The sequence below is a fragment of the Cloacibacterium caeni genome, from assembly GCF_907163125.1.
GTDB classification, from domain to species: domain Bacteria; phylum Bacteroidota; class Bacteroidia; order Flavobacteriales; family Weeksellaceae; genus Cloacibacterium; species Cloacibacterium caeni_B.
Genome location: NZ_OU015319.1, coordinates 194,840 through 208,875 on the forward strand (window position 1 = coordinate 194,840; position 14,036 = coordinate 208,875).

The following is a 14,036-nucleotide window of genomic DNA, read 5'->3' on the forward strand; positions in this document are numbered from 1 at the left end:
TTTTAATTAAAAGCTTGTTCTATATCTGCAATTAAATCTTCTACATCTTCAATTCCGCAACTAAGTCTTACCAAATCATCGGTAATGCCTAATTCTGCACGTTTTTCTGCAGGAATAGAGGCGTGAGTCATCAATGCTGGATGATTAGCCAAAGATTCTACACCGCCCAAACTTTCTGCTAAAGTGAAGACTTTCAATTTTTCTAAAAATTGGATAGAATCTTCCTTTTTACCTGATTTGAAAGTAAAAGAAATCATTCCACCGAAAGTTTTCATTTGTTTTTTCGCCAATTCTAACTGAGGATTGCTCGCTAAATTAGGATAAAAAACTTGATCTACTTTTGGATGATTTTGTAAATATTCTGCAATTTTTTGTCCGTTTTCAGAATGTCTTTGAACTCTTAAAGCCAAAGTTTTAATACCTCTCAAAACCAAATAAGAGTCGTGAGGTCCTAAAATTCCGCCACTTGCAAACTGGATGAAGTGCAGTTTTTCTCCTAATTCTGGAGTTTTTGCAATTAAAGCTCCTGCAATAACATCAGAATGTCCACCCAAATATTTGGTAGCAGAATGCATCACAATATCTGCACCTAAATCCAAAGGTGTCTGAATATAAGGTGTTGCAAAAGTGTTATCCACCGCTAAAAGAATGTTTTTTCCTTTGATGAGTTCTGCAACTTTTTGAATGTCAACTAATTTCATTAAAGGATTGGTTGGAGTTTCCAGCCAAACCAATTTGGTTTTTTCGTTGATGAGCGGAAGAATGTTTTCAGGATTTTCAAGATTTACAAAGTGAAATTTGAGTTGATATTTCTCAAAAAGTCTGGTAAACATTCTGTAGCTTCCTCCGTATAAATCGTCTACAGCGATGATTTCGTCTCCTGGATTTAATAATTTCAAAACGCAATCTATTGCTGCTAAACCAGAACCAAAAGCCAAACCTCGAGCTCCGTTTTCTATAGATGCCAAAGCGTCTTCTAACGCTTGTCTTGTAGGGTTTGCCGCTCTAGAATATTCGTAACCAGAATGTTCTCCCGGAGATTTTTGTGCAAAGGTAGAAGTAAGAAATACAGGAACATTTACAGAACCTGTTACTTTTTCGTGGCTTTGATTGCCGTGTATTACTTTGGTATTGAATTTCATTTGTTGATGTGTTGATTAGTTGGTTTGTTGATTTGATGATGTATAAAATTAACACATCATCTCATCATCAAATTATCACATTATTTAATTTTACTCATAAAAGCGAAATCTTCCGCAAATTCTTGAATTTTTTCGGCTACATCATCTTCGCCAGTTGCTCTTTGATAAGTATGACCAAGAGAAACAAAAATCTGATGAAGGAACATTTTCATTTGATCTACAGGCATATCTTTAGTCCATAAATCGATGCGTAATGCTTCCATTGCTTTTTCGTCCCAAACTGAAATCATGGTGGCTTTGGTTTCTTGATTTTCTACACCGCCATCTTGAGCATTCCAAGTCATTTTTTCTGGAACGTGGTTTTCGTCTAATTCTACGTTGATTGTTATCTGTGTTTGTCTCATGTTGATGTGATGATGTGATGATATGATGATGTGATGAAGAATTACTAAATTGGCAAATCATCACATTATCTAATTAACACATCAGTTTTTAGGTTTATAATTACTGTTGTTAAATATTTCTGTTGCAGGTAAATGCAAGAATTTTTGCAAAGTTACCTCAGGATTTTTTTCTAAATATTGTCTGCAAATTTGCCAACCGATAAAAGCGCCCACTCTTGGTGAAGATTTTGGGTCTATTTCGGTATAGAATTTAGAAAAAGGAGCTTTTGCCAAAAATCTTTCATCTAATCTATTGTCATCGCTGAAAAGCAAGTCGTTTTCTACAAAATAATTCCAAATATTTTCTTCATTAGAAATCGCCCAAGATTGTTGGTCTTTAGAATAATGCATTTTGAATTGATCCATCGTTTCAGGAAGAAAAGCGTCTTGGAGAATCATTAATTTTCCAAAATTGATGATTTTGTCCAAAAATTTATTGTGGTCTGGAGTTGCAGGAACATAATCTGCAGCTATGGTTTCTGCTACTTTTGGCAAAACGTTTTGAGGCGTCATTTCTTTTCTCATGTAAACATCTATTCCTTCATAAAATTCTGATTTTTCGCCTAAAAATGCAGATAAATCTATGAACAGTACACCTTCATTTGGAACATATAAAATAGGTTCTTCATACAATTCCGTAGCCGAAGAAAACACATACACCTGTGGATTTTTAAATTCAGGGAAATAGTATTTTATATGTGCAAAAAGTGTAGCCAATTGTTTTTCTAAATTTGCCAGATTATTTTTATTTAAAGCGTCTTTATAGACTCTTTTTTCGATGGCATCTGCACGTTTTTTCTCGTAGGTAGCATCTGGAACTTGTGGTGCCAAGAAAAAACCGAAATCTTTCTTGAAATTCTGAAACGGAATTTTATCATTATAAAAAGCTGCAGAAATATCAGTGATTTTTACAGGTTCAGTAGTTTTGATTTCTATATTCCAACGGTTTTCTGCCTCTTTATTACAAGAAAAAAGAAGTAGGAAAAAACTGTAAATAAGAGTGTATACAATATATTTTTTCATGGGCTAAAACATTTGACCAAACTAATCTGTGAGTTCGGCAAAAATTTAATTATTTTTACAAAAAATTAGTTTCGCAAAAATACAATAAAATGCAATCAGAAAAAATAATTGAAAGAATAGTTTCTTGGCTAAAAGATTACGCTGAAAAAGCAGGTGTAAAAGGTTATGTAATTGGAGTTTCTGGTGGAGTAGATTCTGGTGTGGTTTCTACACTTTGCGCCATGACTGGATTGAAAGTTTTGGCTCTAGAAATGCCGATTCGTCAACAAAAAGATCAAGCTTCTCGTGCTTTAGAGCATATAGAATTTCTAAAAAATAAATTTCCAAATGTGGAAGGTTTTTCGGTTGATTTAAATGAACCTTTCGAAGCGTTGTACAAAACTTTTGATGTAAAAGATAATGAATTTCCTGCCGAAAAATTGGCTTTTGCCAATACCAGAAGCAGATTGAGAATGCTAACTTTGTATTATTACGGACAAATCAATGGACTTCTCGTTTGTGGAACTGGGAATAAAGTGGAAGATTTCGGGATTGGTTTTTACACGAAATACGGAGATGGTGGAGTAGATGTTTCGCCGATTGCTGATTTGTACAAAACCGAAGTATATGCTTTGGCAAGAGCTTTAGATTTGCCAGAATCTATTAAAAATGCGATTCCTACAGATGGACTTTGGGATGTGGATAGAACAGATGAGCAACAAATTGGCGCAACGTATCCCGAATTAGAAAAAATTCAAAAAGAATGGGGAACCAAAACCGAAGCAGATTACAACGGTAGAGATTTAGAAGTTTACCAAATTTTCAGCAGAATGCACAAAGCTGCGCAACATAAAATGAACCCAATTCCGGTATGCGATATTCCGGAAGAGTGGAGAGATTGAATTAAAGTGGGAGCTTTGGAAACTTAAAACAAAATTTATGGAAAAAAATAAAAATTTAATCTATATAGTCCTTGCTTTTGTGGCAGGATTATTATTGATGTATCTTTTCAATAACTACAAAATTGAGAAGAAAAATGAAGTAAATAATCAAGAAGTTACCTATCAGAAATCTGAAAATAAAGATAAAAACTATATTGATGATTATACAATAAAAAATTATGAAGATAAGAAGAATGAATATTCCCATCCTTCTGATAATTCAGAAAATATTGATGAACTTACCAATGATGAATTGGTGGTAAAATATCTAAAAGAACACGGCGAATTACCCGATTATTACATCACAAAATCCGAAGCAAAATCTTTGGGTTGGGTTCCGAGTAAAGGAAATCTTTGCGAAGTTGCTCCCGGAAAAGCTATAGGTGGTGATATCTGGACAAACCGTCAAAAATCGCTCCCAATAAAATCTGGAAGAAAATATTTCGAAGCAGACCTTAATTACAATTGCGGCAATAGAAATGCAGATAGAGTAGTGTTTTCTAATGATGGTTTGGTTTTCGTGACGTTTGATCATTACAGAAGTTTTGAGGAAAAATAAATTTGCTGGAAGTTGGATGTTGGAATCCAGATGTTTACTAACTTTGAAACTTGAAATAAAATTATGGAAGTATATATAGATTTTTTAGAAATTGGAGATTACGAGGATTTTTATGCTCAACTGAAAGAAAAATTGACTTTACCAGAGCATTTCGGGGATAATCTCGATGCGCTTTTTGATGTGATTACAGGCGAATTAGAAATGCCGCTTCATTTAGAATTTGTCAATATGAGCGTAGAGCAATTAGAAATTTTCGAAGATTTACTTACTACTTTAGAAGATGCGGAAGATGAGGTAGAAGATTTTACTTTTGCCTATTATCTAGAGCAATATGAAGATGAGGAATAATTTTGATATAAGAATTACGATTTTAGATTTACGATTTAAAAATTTAGATAAAAACCGCGCCCCGAAAATTTTTTCGGGGCGTATTCGTTAAAATCAAAAAAACGGTTTTTAAATAAGAAGAAATTATTTAAGCGCTGTTAATAAATCTACACCATTTACATTAGCCCAAGCTCCTGAAGTTAAAGAGATTTTCTTAACAGTGTTATCATTAGTGTACGTTTTTGGCTGAGTAGAAGTAAACGCATAGCCCCAATTTCCTAAGTTGTCTGAATTCTGAACAAAAATTGGAGAAACTTTTACCTTGTTTGTTAAAACTTGAGCAGTTTCTGTTCCTGCATCTTGAATAAGAACGGCAAATGCATTTTTACCGCCTAAGTTTTTATAACCATCGATAAATACATTCGTGAAAATTCCTGAACCTTGTTTCTTGAATTGGATAGCAGAAATTTCTGCAGAACCTGCCACTTCTGGGTTGGTTCCAGCTTCTCTAATTAAGGTAATTCCAGAGATTTTAGGAGCAGTATTGTCTGCATTAGAAGAAGATTCTATTTCCATCCCAAAGTTACCAATAGAAGTTTGATACGCAAACCAGTTGCTATTGTTTTGTCCGCTCCATGAATCTTGCCAGTCAAAAGCATCATCATAATTTCCGTAAGATACTAAATTGCTTGCAGAAACCGTACCTCCGAAAAATTCATAACCATCATCAGTTCCTTTGTAAGCCACTAGATTTTCTAAAATTGTACCTGCACCTACTGCATAGAAAGTCATGGTATTGGTTTCAGAAGTTCCATCTCCAATCTTTCTTCCTCCGTATTCTACTCTTACATATTTCATTACACCAGAGTTATCATTGGCATCATTTCCGCCATAAGTTTGGTTGTTTCCGTCTTCAGATAATGCAGTAGAAGCACCGTTTGCAGCTTTTATAGGCGCATTTCCGTAGATGGTAATTCCTCCCCAATCTCCTGGTTTTTTATTGTCTGAGGTAAAAATAATGGGTTCTGTAGCAGTTCCTTGAGCATCAATTTTTCCACCTTTTAGAACCACTAAACTTGTACCTACGCTAGATTTAGCTGTAAAAACTGCGCCTGGTTCTATGGTTAAGGTAATTCCGTCTGCTACTTTTACAATTCCTTCTAATGTATAATTTCCTTTTTTGATGGTAGTATTTTTAGTAATGGTTCCAGAAATGGTATTTCCTGTGAAAACATTGTCAGATTTTGGGATGTCATTATCTTCTCTTACTTCTATCGTACAAGAAGTAATGCTTAAAAATAAAGTAAGAGATGCGATTGCTAGAAATTTGTTTTTCATTTTATTATTTTTATTGAGTTACGAATAATTGTGTTGGTTTAAGGATTAAAAACTGTATCCTACGGTTAAGCTATAAGTAGTTCCGCGTTTGAAATCGGTCATGATTAATGAATTACTGTCTACAGTTACTAAGCTGTTTTCGCCTAAATCTAGTTTGTACGTATCATTTAAGATATTCTGTACAGAGAATTTATAATTCCAGTTTTTATTAATCTGATTGCTGTACACAAAATCTAATTGATGGAATGGTTTTTCGTAGATGTTATCTAATTTACTGAAACCTACCCCATAGATTTTTTTCCCTGTAACGTTATATACTAATGAAGCCGTTCTAGAGAAATTGTTTCTGTTTTTGGTTTCATATTTTATATCTGCGTTAATGGTAAAAGGAGCTGCACCTTGTAAAGTTCTTTTTCTATTAGCTTCTGCATCTGTTTCACCAGATTGTGCTGCACTTCTTTTTACTTCGGAATACATTAAAGTAGCATTAGCTCCCAAAGAGAATTTTTCTAAATTTTCGTGAATTCTTTTCAGGGCAAAAATTCCTTCTAATTCTATTCCTGCAAGAATGGCGTGTTTTGCATTGTAGAAGGTGATGGTTTGTCCGTTAGAGTTTCCAGAAGCTACGAAAGATCTCTCAATAGCGTTGTCTATTTTTTTAGCAAAAAGGTTTACTGCAAAAAGTTCTTTAGATGTAGGGAAAACTTCATATTTTAAATCTAAATTGTAGTTTTCTGAGTTTTTTAAATCTTTGTTACCAATAATATTTTCGTTGTCTGGATTGATATATGTAATCGGCATGTATTCAATCAAGATAGGTCTGGTAATGGTTTTACTTGCAGAAAATCTAATGTTAGAAGAATTGTTTAAGGTTTTCTTTACCGATAAACTTGGGAGAATGAAGGTTTGGTTTCTTTCTAGGTTTATGAATGGCGAATTAGGCAAAGAATCTGAGTTTTTATAACGGGTAAGATTCGTATTGCTTTCTGCTCTCATTCCTAGTAAAATATCCCAATTTTGATTAGGTTTATAGTTGAATGTAAGATAACCAGCATTTACCAATTGATACATAAAACTTCTGTATTCAAAATTCCAAGCACTTTCTTGGAAATAGATTTCATTGTTTTGAATGGATTGATTAAGAGTGTCTTGTATTCTATCAATATCCACCATAATTCCTGCAGCATTGGTATTATTTCTTCCGAAGATGAAACGGTAGGAATTAGACCTTTTGTCAAAAAATCCGTTGTAACCTACAGTAAAAGTATAAGGATACTCTTTACCAGATTTTTCACCAAGATTTAGCACATATTCTGCATATCCAGAAAAATAGTTTTTACCGTTTACATCTAGATATTGTCTGATGAAGTTATTGCCACCATAAGAAATTTCGGTTTCATTATTTGCATTAACTGGAGTTCCGTTAAAGATTTTTCTATCTGGCTGAGAAAAATGGTTATTTACCCAACTTGCACCACCTCTAATTTGGTTTCTTTCATTGATTTTGTGAGAAGCAAAAAGCTGCACATCTGTAAATCTAGAAATATCTAACTGATTTACACGGAAGAATTCTGGCGCTTGGATCTGGTTGTTTCTATATCCACTAAAATCCTGAATCATATTGTCTGCATTCTGTAAGAAAATTGCATTCAAGTTGATTTCTGTTTTTTGAGATTTAAATCCTAAACCAAGTAAAGCCGAAGATTCTATTTCGTAATTATATTGGGTTTTATTTAAGTTATTGTTCAGAATAATAGAGTTCCCATTATACACAAACTGGTTCTTTTTACCATTTCTGTATTCATAACTGCTTCCTTGGTTAATAGAAAATAGTAAACCAAGGCTAGAAGTATCATTTACTCTAAATTTTTGAGCAGTAGTAAAACCAATGCTGGTATTAGGTAAAGATTTTACCACATCTACATTCCAAGAATCTTTAAAAGAATGAATAGATTCATCCTTAGTAAATTGATAGTTTTCTGGGATGTAACCTCTAACTTCTGATGGTAATTTACGATCTTCTGAATTGAGACCTATATAACCTTTCATGGTATTAGCGTTTTCAGAAATTCTGAAATTTCTAAAACTACTCACGGAATTTACACCTACAGAAAATTCTACTTTGCTGAAAGGCTTTTCGTAAGTGAGGGTTTCTATGTCAAATGTTGCTCCTGCAAAATCTGCGTATAAGTTAGCATTGAATGTTTTATAGATATTTAATTTACCTACTACATCTGTAGGAAATTGTTTTAGGGCAATAATTTTTTGGAAAGGGTTATTAGATGGAGAGCCTAAATTATTGATAAGTAGTGTGTTGTATCTTTCTTCTAAGCCGCGTACAAAAATTCCTCTTCCATCTACAGTGTTTATTCCCGTCACTTTAGTAAGACCTTGTTCTACATTTGAAATTCCTTTTCTAGAAATTTCTTCTGTTCCCATACTTTGCTTTTGGATGATGGCTTTTTTCTGTTCTACTAAAATTGCGCTTTCAGATTTTTTATTGGCATTTCCTCTCAGTTGAACTCCTTCTATTACTTTTTCGTCTTTGGTTTTTACCGAATCTGTTTTGGTAGCTTGAGCGAAAACCACTTGTTGCGAAGTCAATAAAAATAGGGCTGCTAAACTTATTTTTCTATAATTCATTTTTTTACTTCTTATTTGGCGCAAAGAAATAAAGAAACACGTGCAAGTCTGGTTTAGCAAAAATTAATTTTGTTTTAATAAATCTTTACCAAAAATTATTTTATGTTAAATTATTGTGAAGTTTTAAATATTCGTGTTTCCAATGTAAATTTTCATTAATTTTGAGAGGTTAAAATGTATAGATGAAAGGAAAAAAGATTCTTTTAATAGATGATGAACAAGATATTTTAGAAATCTTGTCATACAACCTCGAAAAAGAAGGATATCAGGTTTTTACAGCTAATAATGGCAATGAAGGCATCGTAAAAGCCAAAGAAATTATCCCAGATTTAATCTTACTAGATGTAATGATGCCAGAAAAAGATGGGATAGAAACGTGCCAAGAAATGCGTCAAATAAAAGAGCTTCAGAAAACATTGATTGTTTTCTTGTCTGCTAGAAGCGAAGAATTTTCTCAGTTAGCAGGTTTTGATGCAGGAGCTAATGATTACATTGTGAAAATTATCAAGCCAAAAGTGCTGATTTCTAAAGTTAATGCACTTTTACAACTCACTACACAAGTAGCAGAACAGTCTAAATTAATAGAACTAGGCGACTTAGTGATTGATAAAGATAATTTTAAAGTCACCAAAAACGGCGAAAATTTCCTACTCCCGAAAAAAGAATTTGATTTGTTATATCTTCTAGCTTCTAATACCCAAAAAGTTTTTAAAAGAGAAGAAATTTTAGACAAAGTTTGGGGAAATGATGTGATTGTAGGAGAAAGAACCATAGATGTACACATCAGAAGATTGAGAGAAAAATTAGGAGATAATTCTATACAGACTCTCAAAGGAATTGGCTACAAATTAGTAGTGTAATTCTACCTTTTTCTCAGAAAATGTAATATGAAAATTCATAGACTTTCACTTTTTGCAGCATGTATTCTTACTTCTGCTATGGCAATTGTAGCCTTGGCTTTCAATTATGTGCAACAAAAAGTGATTGCAGATACACAGTCTTTTTACTTTTATTTAAGCATCAGTCTCGTTTTTATTGCACTGCTTAATTATTTCGTGTTAGAATTACTCTTTAATTCTTATGGAAAGAAACAAATCAAGCGAATTTCTGATATTCTCCCCGAAAATATTCTTCAAGAAGAAGAAAATGTAAATTTCCAACAATTAGGTGAGAGAATCCAAAAAAACGTTTCAGAAATCGACATGATGAAAGAAATGGAAGATTACAGAAAAGAATACATCGGGAATGTTTCTCATGAGCTTAAAACACCACTTTTTTCCATTCAAGGTTATGTAGAAACACTGAAAGATGGCGCGGTAGAAAATCTTAACATTAGAGATAAATATCTAGAACGCATCGGGAATTCTGTAGAACGATTACTGAACATCGTCACCGATTTAGACCAGATTTCTAAATACGAAGCCGCAGAAATTTCCATCAATTATTCTGTTTTTGATATTAATGCTTTGATAAAAGAAATCTTTGATTTATTAGAAATCGAAGCCCATAAAAAATCCGCAAAATTAGTTTTGCAAACCTCGCAAAATGCTATTATGGTAAGAGCAGACAAGCAAAAAATTTCTCAAGTACTTACCAATCTTATTTCAAACGCCATTCATTATTCTAATAGAGAAGAAGCTTTGATTAAAGTAATCACCAAAACTGAGCAAGAAAAAGTGAAAATTATCGTGCAAGATAACGGAATGGGAATCAAGCCAGAAGTCTTGCCTAGAATTTTCGAAAGGTTTTATAGGGTAGAAACCAGCAGAAACCGTAAAGACGGCGGTTCTGGACTAGGTCTTGCCATCGTAAAACATATTCTAGAAGCTCACCATCAAAGCATTACTGTAGAAAGCAAATATCTGGAAGGAACGCTCTTCACTTTTTATCTAGAAAAAGCTTTGTAGTATTAATTATTTCTGTATATTGGCCCCAGAAAACGCTGGGAATTTAATAAAATCTTTTTTGAATAAAAATTTATTTTTTTAGAAAGTCAAGTTTCTTTTGTTTTATCTTTGTAACCGAAATTTTAAACATCAAAATCAATAAAAATACTTTAATACAATTAGCTTCTAAATATTAGTAAAAAGTAAAATATGGTTTATAAAATTAGAGTAATTCTAGATTCAAAAGACAATATTTTTAGAGATATTGAAATTAAAGAAAAGCAAACCCTTTGGAATTTACATAACGGGATTAAAAGTGCTTTCAGTTTGCAAGGTGACGAATTGTCTATGTTCACTATTCTAGACGAAGAAGGAATGGAAGTAAAAACCGTTCCACTAGAAGACATGAGCGATGATGGCGACGGAGAAATTATGTCAGATGTTTACCTGATGGAAGCCTTCGAAGAAGTAGGTGATAAAGTGCAGTTTCAGTATGGTCTAATCGATTTATGGGAATTTTTCTGTGAATTGGTAGAGATTATAGACGAGAAACCTGCTGTAAATTATCCTATTACCGTTTTTAGATTTGGTAACGTTCCATTAAAGGCTCCAGGAAAATCTGGTGGCGCTTCTGGTAAAGCATCAGTTGCTGCTGCTTTCATGGATGATGATTTTGGAGATTTAGACGCAGACTTCAAAGATGATTTTGATGACGAGTTTGCTACAGAAGACGAAGAAGAAGATGATGGTTTTGGCGATGATTTTATCGATGAAGGAGGGGAAGATGATTAAATAATATTGAAATTTATGATAAAAATCCGGAAAAATTTTCCGGATTTTTTATTGGTTTTAGCATACAATCACTACATTTGTTTCGCTAAAATTTTCAACTATGAAAAAGCTATTTTTATCTGCAATGTTAGGCTTGTCACTAATCTCTTGCAGCGCTTTACAAAATCAGAAAACAATGACAACTGACTGGAAACACACCACCAACATTTATGAAGTAAACGTAAGACAATTTTCTAAAGAAGGAACCTTCAAAGCTGTAGAAAAAGAATTACCAAGACTTAAAAAAATGGGCGTAGAAACACTTTGGTTTATGCCAATTACACCTATTGCTCAAAAAAATAAAAAAGGAACACTTGGTAGTCAATATGCTGCGCAAGATTATACCTCTATCAATCCAGAATTTGGGACTTTAGAAGATTTCAAAAGTGTAGTAAATGAAGCTCATAAAATGGGTTTTAAAGTCATCATCGATTGGGTGGCGAATCATACGGGTTGGGATCATGTTTGGACCAAAACGCATCCAGACTTTTATTTGATGGATCCTAAAACCAATGATTTTCAAATAGCTTCTGGAATGGATGACATCATAGAACTCAATTATCGAAACCCAAAAATGCGTGAAGCCATGATTGAAGCCATGAAATATTGGGTAAGAGAAACGGATATTGATGGGTTTAGATGTGATTTAGCTTCTTGGGTAGAAGTAGATTTCTGGCAACAAGCAAAACCAGAAGTTGAAACCATAAAACCACTTTTTTGGTTAGGAGAATATGATGAATTAGACAATCCAGATTATGCTACAGTTTTTGATGCGAGTTATAGCTGGAAATGGATGCATCTAACCAAAGAATTTTATCAGAAAAAATTACCAATTACGGATTTAACGAATCTTTTGTCACAGTATTCTGCCATCGGAAACAAAAGCATGAGAGCTTGGTTTACCACTAATCATGACGAAAATACATGGAACGGAACAGAATATGAAAAGTATGGTGAAATGGCGAAAACTCTAGCCGTATTTTCTGCAACTTGGAACGGTGTTCCTTTGATGTACAACGGTCAAGAACTGCCATTGTTAAATAAAAGATTAGAATTTTTTGAAAAAGACCCAATTCCTTGGAATGGCGAAAATAAATTAGAAAATTTCTACAAAAAGTTGTTCGAACTTAAATCTAAAAATCCTGCATTGAGAGGTGGCGATGACCAAGCAACTACTCAAATTTTGAAAACCACCGCCCCAGATCAAGTTCTGGCTTATCTTAGAAAAAATGGAAATGACGAAGTTTTGGTAATCCTTAATTTATCAGATGCTCAACATTTGAAAGTGCAGATTTTAGACGAAACGGTAAAAGGAAAATTCAAAAGTATTTTCTCTGGTTTGACCACAGATTTTGATGCGAAACCTACCATAGAAATGTACAAGTGGGAATATATTGTTTTCGAAAAATAAAAATTTGTCAGATGTCAGAAGATGGATGTTTGATGTGATAATAAAATCAATAGAGTCGGGCTTTAGCCCGACTTTTTAATAAATAATTCATTTAGACTTTAGTCAAAAATTATGTTATGAACAAAGCTGAACTTTTAGAACTGGTAAAAAAAAAAATTTCTGAAAAAATTCAGAAATTAGAACAACTCATTGCCGAAACCAGAGCTTCTAATAATGATACCAAAAGTTCTATGGGAGACAAGTATGAAACTTCCCGAGAAATGCTTCAGCAAGAAATTAATAACCTTCAGCTTCAACTGAATGAACAACTGAAATCTCAACAGATTCTTAAAAACATTCAGTCTATTTCTCATAAAACCGTCAATTTAGGAAGTTTAGTGGAAACAGATAAAGGCAAATTTTTTATTGCCGTTTCTTTAGGCGAATTGAGTTTTAACCAAGAAAAAATATTCATCATTTCGGCAGAATCTCCTTTAGCAAAAGCGATGAATGGTAAAAAAGAAGGCGATGTATTCATTGTGAATAACTTAAATCAATTCATCAAAAATATTTGGTGAAAATTTCATTAATTTGTAGAAGTCAACTCAGAACTTAGAACCAAGAATATTGAACCATTATGCAAAACTACCTCGATTTACTCCAACATATTTTAGACCACGGAACCGATAAAACAGACAGAACAGGAACAGGAACCAGAAGCGTTTTTGGTTACCAATTGCGATATGATTTGTCTAAAGGTTTTCCTTTGGTAACGACCAAAAAAGTGCATTTGAAGTCTATTATTTATGAATTGTTGTGGTTTCTAAAAGGCGACACTAACATCAAATATCTCACTGATAATGGGGTTTCTATTTGGAATGAATGGGCAGATGAAAACGGAAATCTTGGTCCAGTTTACGGAGCACAATGGAGAACTTGGGAAGGCAAAGATGGAAAAGTGGTAGATCAAATTGTAGAAGTAGTAGAGCAAATCAAGAAAAATCCAGATTCTAGAAGACTTATCGTTTCTGCTTGGAATGCAGCAGAAATTCCAAATATGGCTTTAGCGCCTTGTCACGCATTGTTTCAGTTTTATGTAGCTGATGGAAAATTGTCTTTACAACTGTATCAAAGAAGTGCTGATGTATTTTTGGGCGTTCCTTTTAACATTGCGAGTTATGCGTTGCTTTGTATGATGGTGGCGCAAGTTTGTGGATTAGAAGTAGGAGATTATGTGCATACTTTTGGAGATGTTCATATTTACAACAACCATTTTGAGCAGGTAAAATTGCAACTTTCTCGTGAACCTAGAGCATTGCCAACCATGAAACTCAACCCGGAAATTAAAGATTTATTTGATTTCGATTTTGAAGATTTTACGCTAGAAAATTATAATCCATATCCTGGAATTAAAGCACCAGTTGCGATTTAAAAGATAATTTATTAAATATTTAAGAATCAAAATTTATTTCCTCTAAGATTTAGAGAGTAAATTTTGATTTTTTTTTAGGATTTTGCCAAAGTTAATTTGAGA

Annotated in this window: 14 protein-coding genes; 9 read left to right on the plus strand and 5 right to left on the minus strand. The window is 33.3% G+C overall.

Features of this window, described 5'->3' with window-relative positions:
* Positions 1-2: 2 nt before the first annotated feature.
* From KKQ79_RS00935 to gldB, 3 genes are all read right to left on the minus strand, one after another.
* Positions 3-1,142, minus strand: a complete 1,140-nt coding sequence (locus KKQ79_RS00935) for a trans-sulfuration enzyme family protein (protein WP_213188568.1) — start codon at positions 1,140-1,142, stop codon at positions 3-5.
* 80 nt (positions 1,143-1,222) lie between these two features.
* On the minus strand, positions 1,223-1,546 hold the full coding sequence (gene gldC, locus KKQ79_RS00940) for a gliding motility protein GldC (RefSeq protein WP_069797807.1): 324 nt from the start codon (positions 1,544-1,546) through the stop codon (positions 1,223-1,225).
* Positions 1,547-1,627: 81 nt separating this feature from the next.
* Entirely contained in the window at positions 1,628-2,608 is a 981-nt protein-coding gene (gene gldB, locus KKQ79_RS00945) for a gliding motility lipoprotein GldB (protein WP_213188569.1), read from the minus strand.
* Between the two features lie 89 nt (positions 2,609-2,697).
* Between gldB and nadE the strand changes: the two genes are divergently transcribed.
* Genes nadE through KKQ79_RS00960 form a run of 3 tightly spaced genes read left to right on the plus strand, consistent with a single transcriptional unit; the run spans position 2,698 to position 4,435 of the window.
* Complete coding sequence (gene nadE, locus KKQ79_RS00950) at positions 2,698-3,489, plus strand: NAD(+) synthase (RefSeq protein WP_213188570.1); 792 nt, start codon at positions 2,698-2,700, stop codon at positions 3,487-3,489.
* 37 nt (positions 3,490-3,526) lie between these two features.
* Positions 3,527-4,087: a ribonuclease domain-containing protein gene (locus KKQ79_RS00955; RefSeq protein ID WP_250131161.1), complete on the plus strand. Its 561-nt coding sequence runs from the start codon at positions 3,527-3,529 to the stop codon at positions 4,085-4,087.
* A 60-nt stretch (positions 4,088-4,147) separates the two neighbouring features.
* Complete coding sequence (locus KKQ79_RS00960) at positions 4,148-4,435, plus strand: barstar family protein (RefSeq protein WP_124878722.1); 288 nt, start codon at positions 4,148-4,150, stop codon at positions 4,433-4,435.
* Positions 4,436-4,558: 123 nt separating this feature from the next.
* Here the strand turns inward: KKQ79_RS00960 and KKQ79_RS00965 are convergent, their stop codons facing one another.
* Positions 4,559-5,752 (minus strand): hypothetical protein, encoded by a 1,194-nt coding sequence (locus tag KKQ79_RS00965; protein WP_213188571.1) that lies wholly within the window; start codon positions 5,750-5,752, stop codon positions 4,559-4,561.
* A gap of 45 nt (positions 5,753-5,797) precedes the next feature.
* Positions 5,798-8,395, minus strand: coding sequence for a TonB-dependent receptor plug domain-containing protein (locus KKQ79_RS00970; protein ID WP_213188572.1), 2,598 nt, complete (start codon positions 8,393-8,395; stop codon positions 5,798-5,800).
* A 182-nt stretch (positions 8,396-8,577) separates the two neighbouring features.
* On the opposite strand from KKQ79_RS00970, the gene KKQ79_RS00975 reads away from it, so the two are divergent.
* The 6 genes from KKQ79_RS00975 (at position 8,578) to KKQ79_RS01000 (ending at position 13,934) form a co-directional block, all read left to right on the plus strand.
* Positions 8,578-9,255: a response regulator transcription factor gene (locus tag KKQ79_RS00975; protein WP_213188573.1), complete on the plus strand. Its 678-nt coding sequence runs from the start codon at positions 8,578-8,580 to the stop codon at positions 9,253-9,255.
* Between the two features lie 27 nt (positions 9,256-9,282).
* Positions 9,283-10,302: a sensor histidine kinase gene (locus KKQ79_RS00980; RefSeq protein ID WP_213188574.1), complete on the plus strand. Its 1,020-nt coding sequence runs from the start codon at positions 9,283-9,285 to the stop codon at positions 10,300-10,302.
* 189 nt (positions 10,303-10,491) lie between these two features.
* Positions 10,492-11,073, plus strand: coding sequence for an IS1096 element passenger TnpR family protein (locus KKQ79_RS00985; RefSeq protein ID WP_213188575.1), 582 nt, complete (start codon positions 10,492-10,494; stop codon positions 11,071-11,073).
* A 100-nt stretch (positions 11,074-11,173) separates the two neighbouring features.
* The gene (locus tag KKQ79_RS00990) at positions 11,174-12,523 is read left to right on the plus strand and encodes an alpha-amylase family glycosyl hydrolase (protein WP_213188576.1); all 1,350 of its coding nucleotides are present in this window, start codon (positions 11,174-11,176) and stop codon (positions 12,521-12,523) included.
* Positions 12,524-12,639: 116 nt separating this feature from the next.
* Positions 12,640-13,080, plus strand: coding sequence for a GreA/GreB family elongation factor (locus tag KKQ79_RS00995; RefSeq protein WP_213188577.1), 441 nt, complete (start codon positions 12,640-12,642; stop codon positions 13,078-13,080).
* Positions 13,081-13,139: 59 nt separating this feature from the next.
* Positions 13,140-13,934 (plus strand): thymidylate synthase, encoded by a 795-nt coding sequence (locus KKQ79_RS01000; RefSeq protein ID WP_104792324.1) that lies wholly within the window; start codon positions 13,140-13,142, stop codon positions 13,932-13,934.
* Positions 13,935-14,036: the final 102 nt, after the last annotated feature.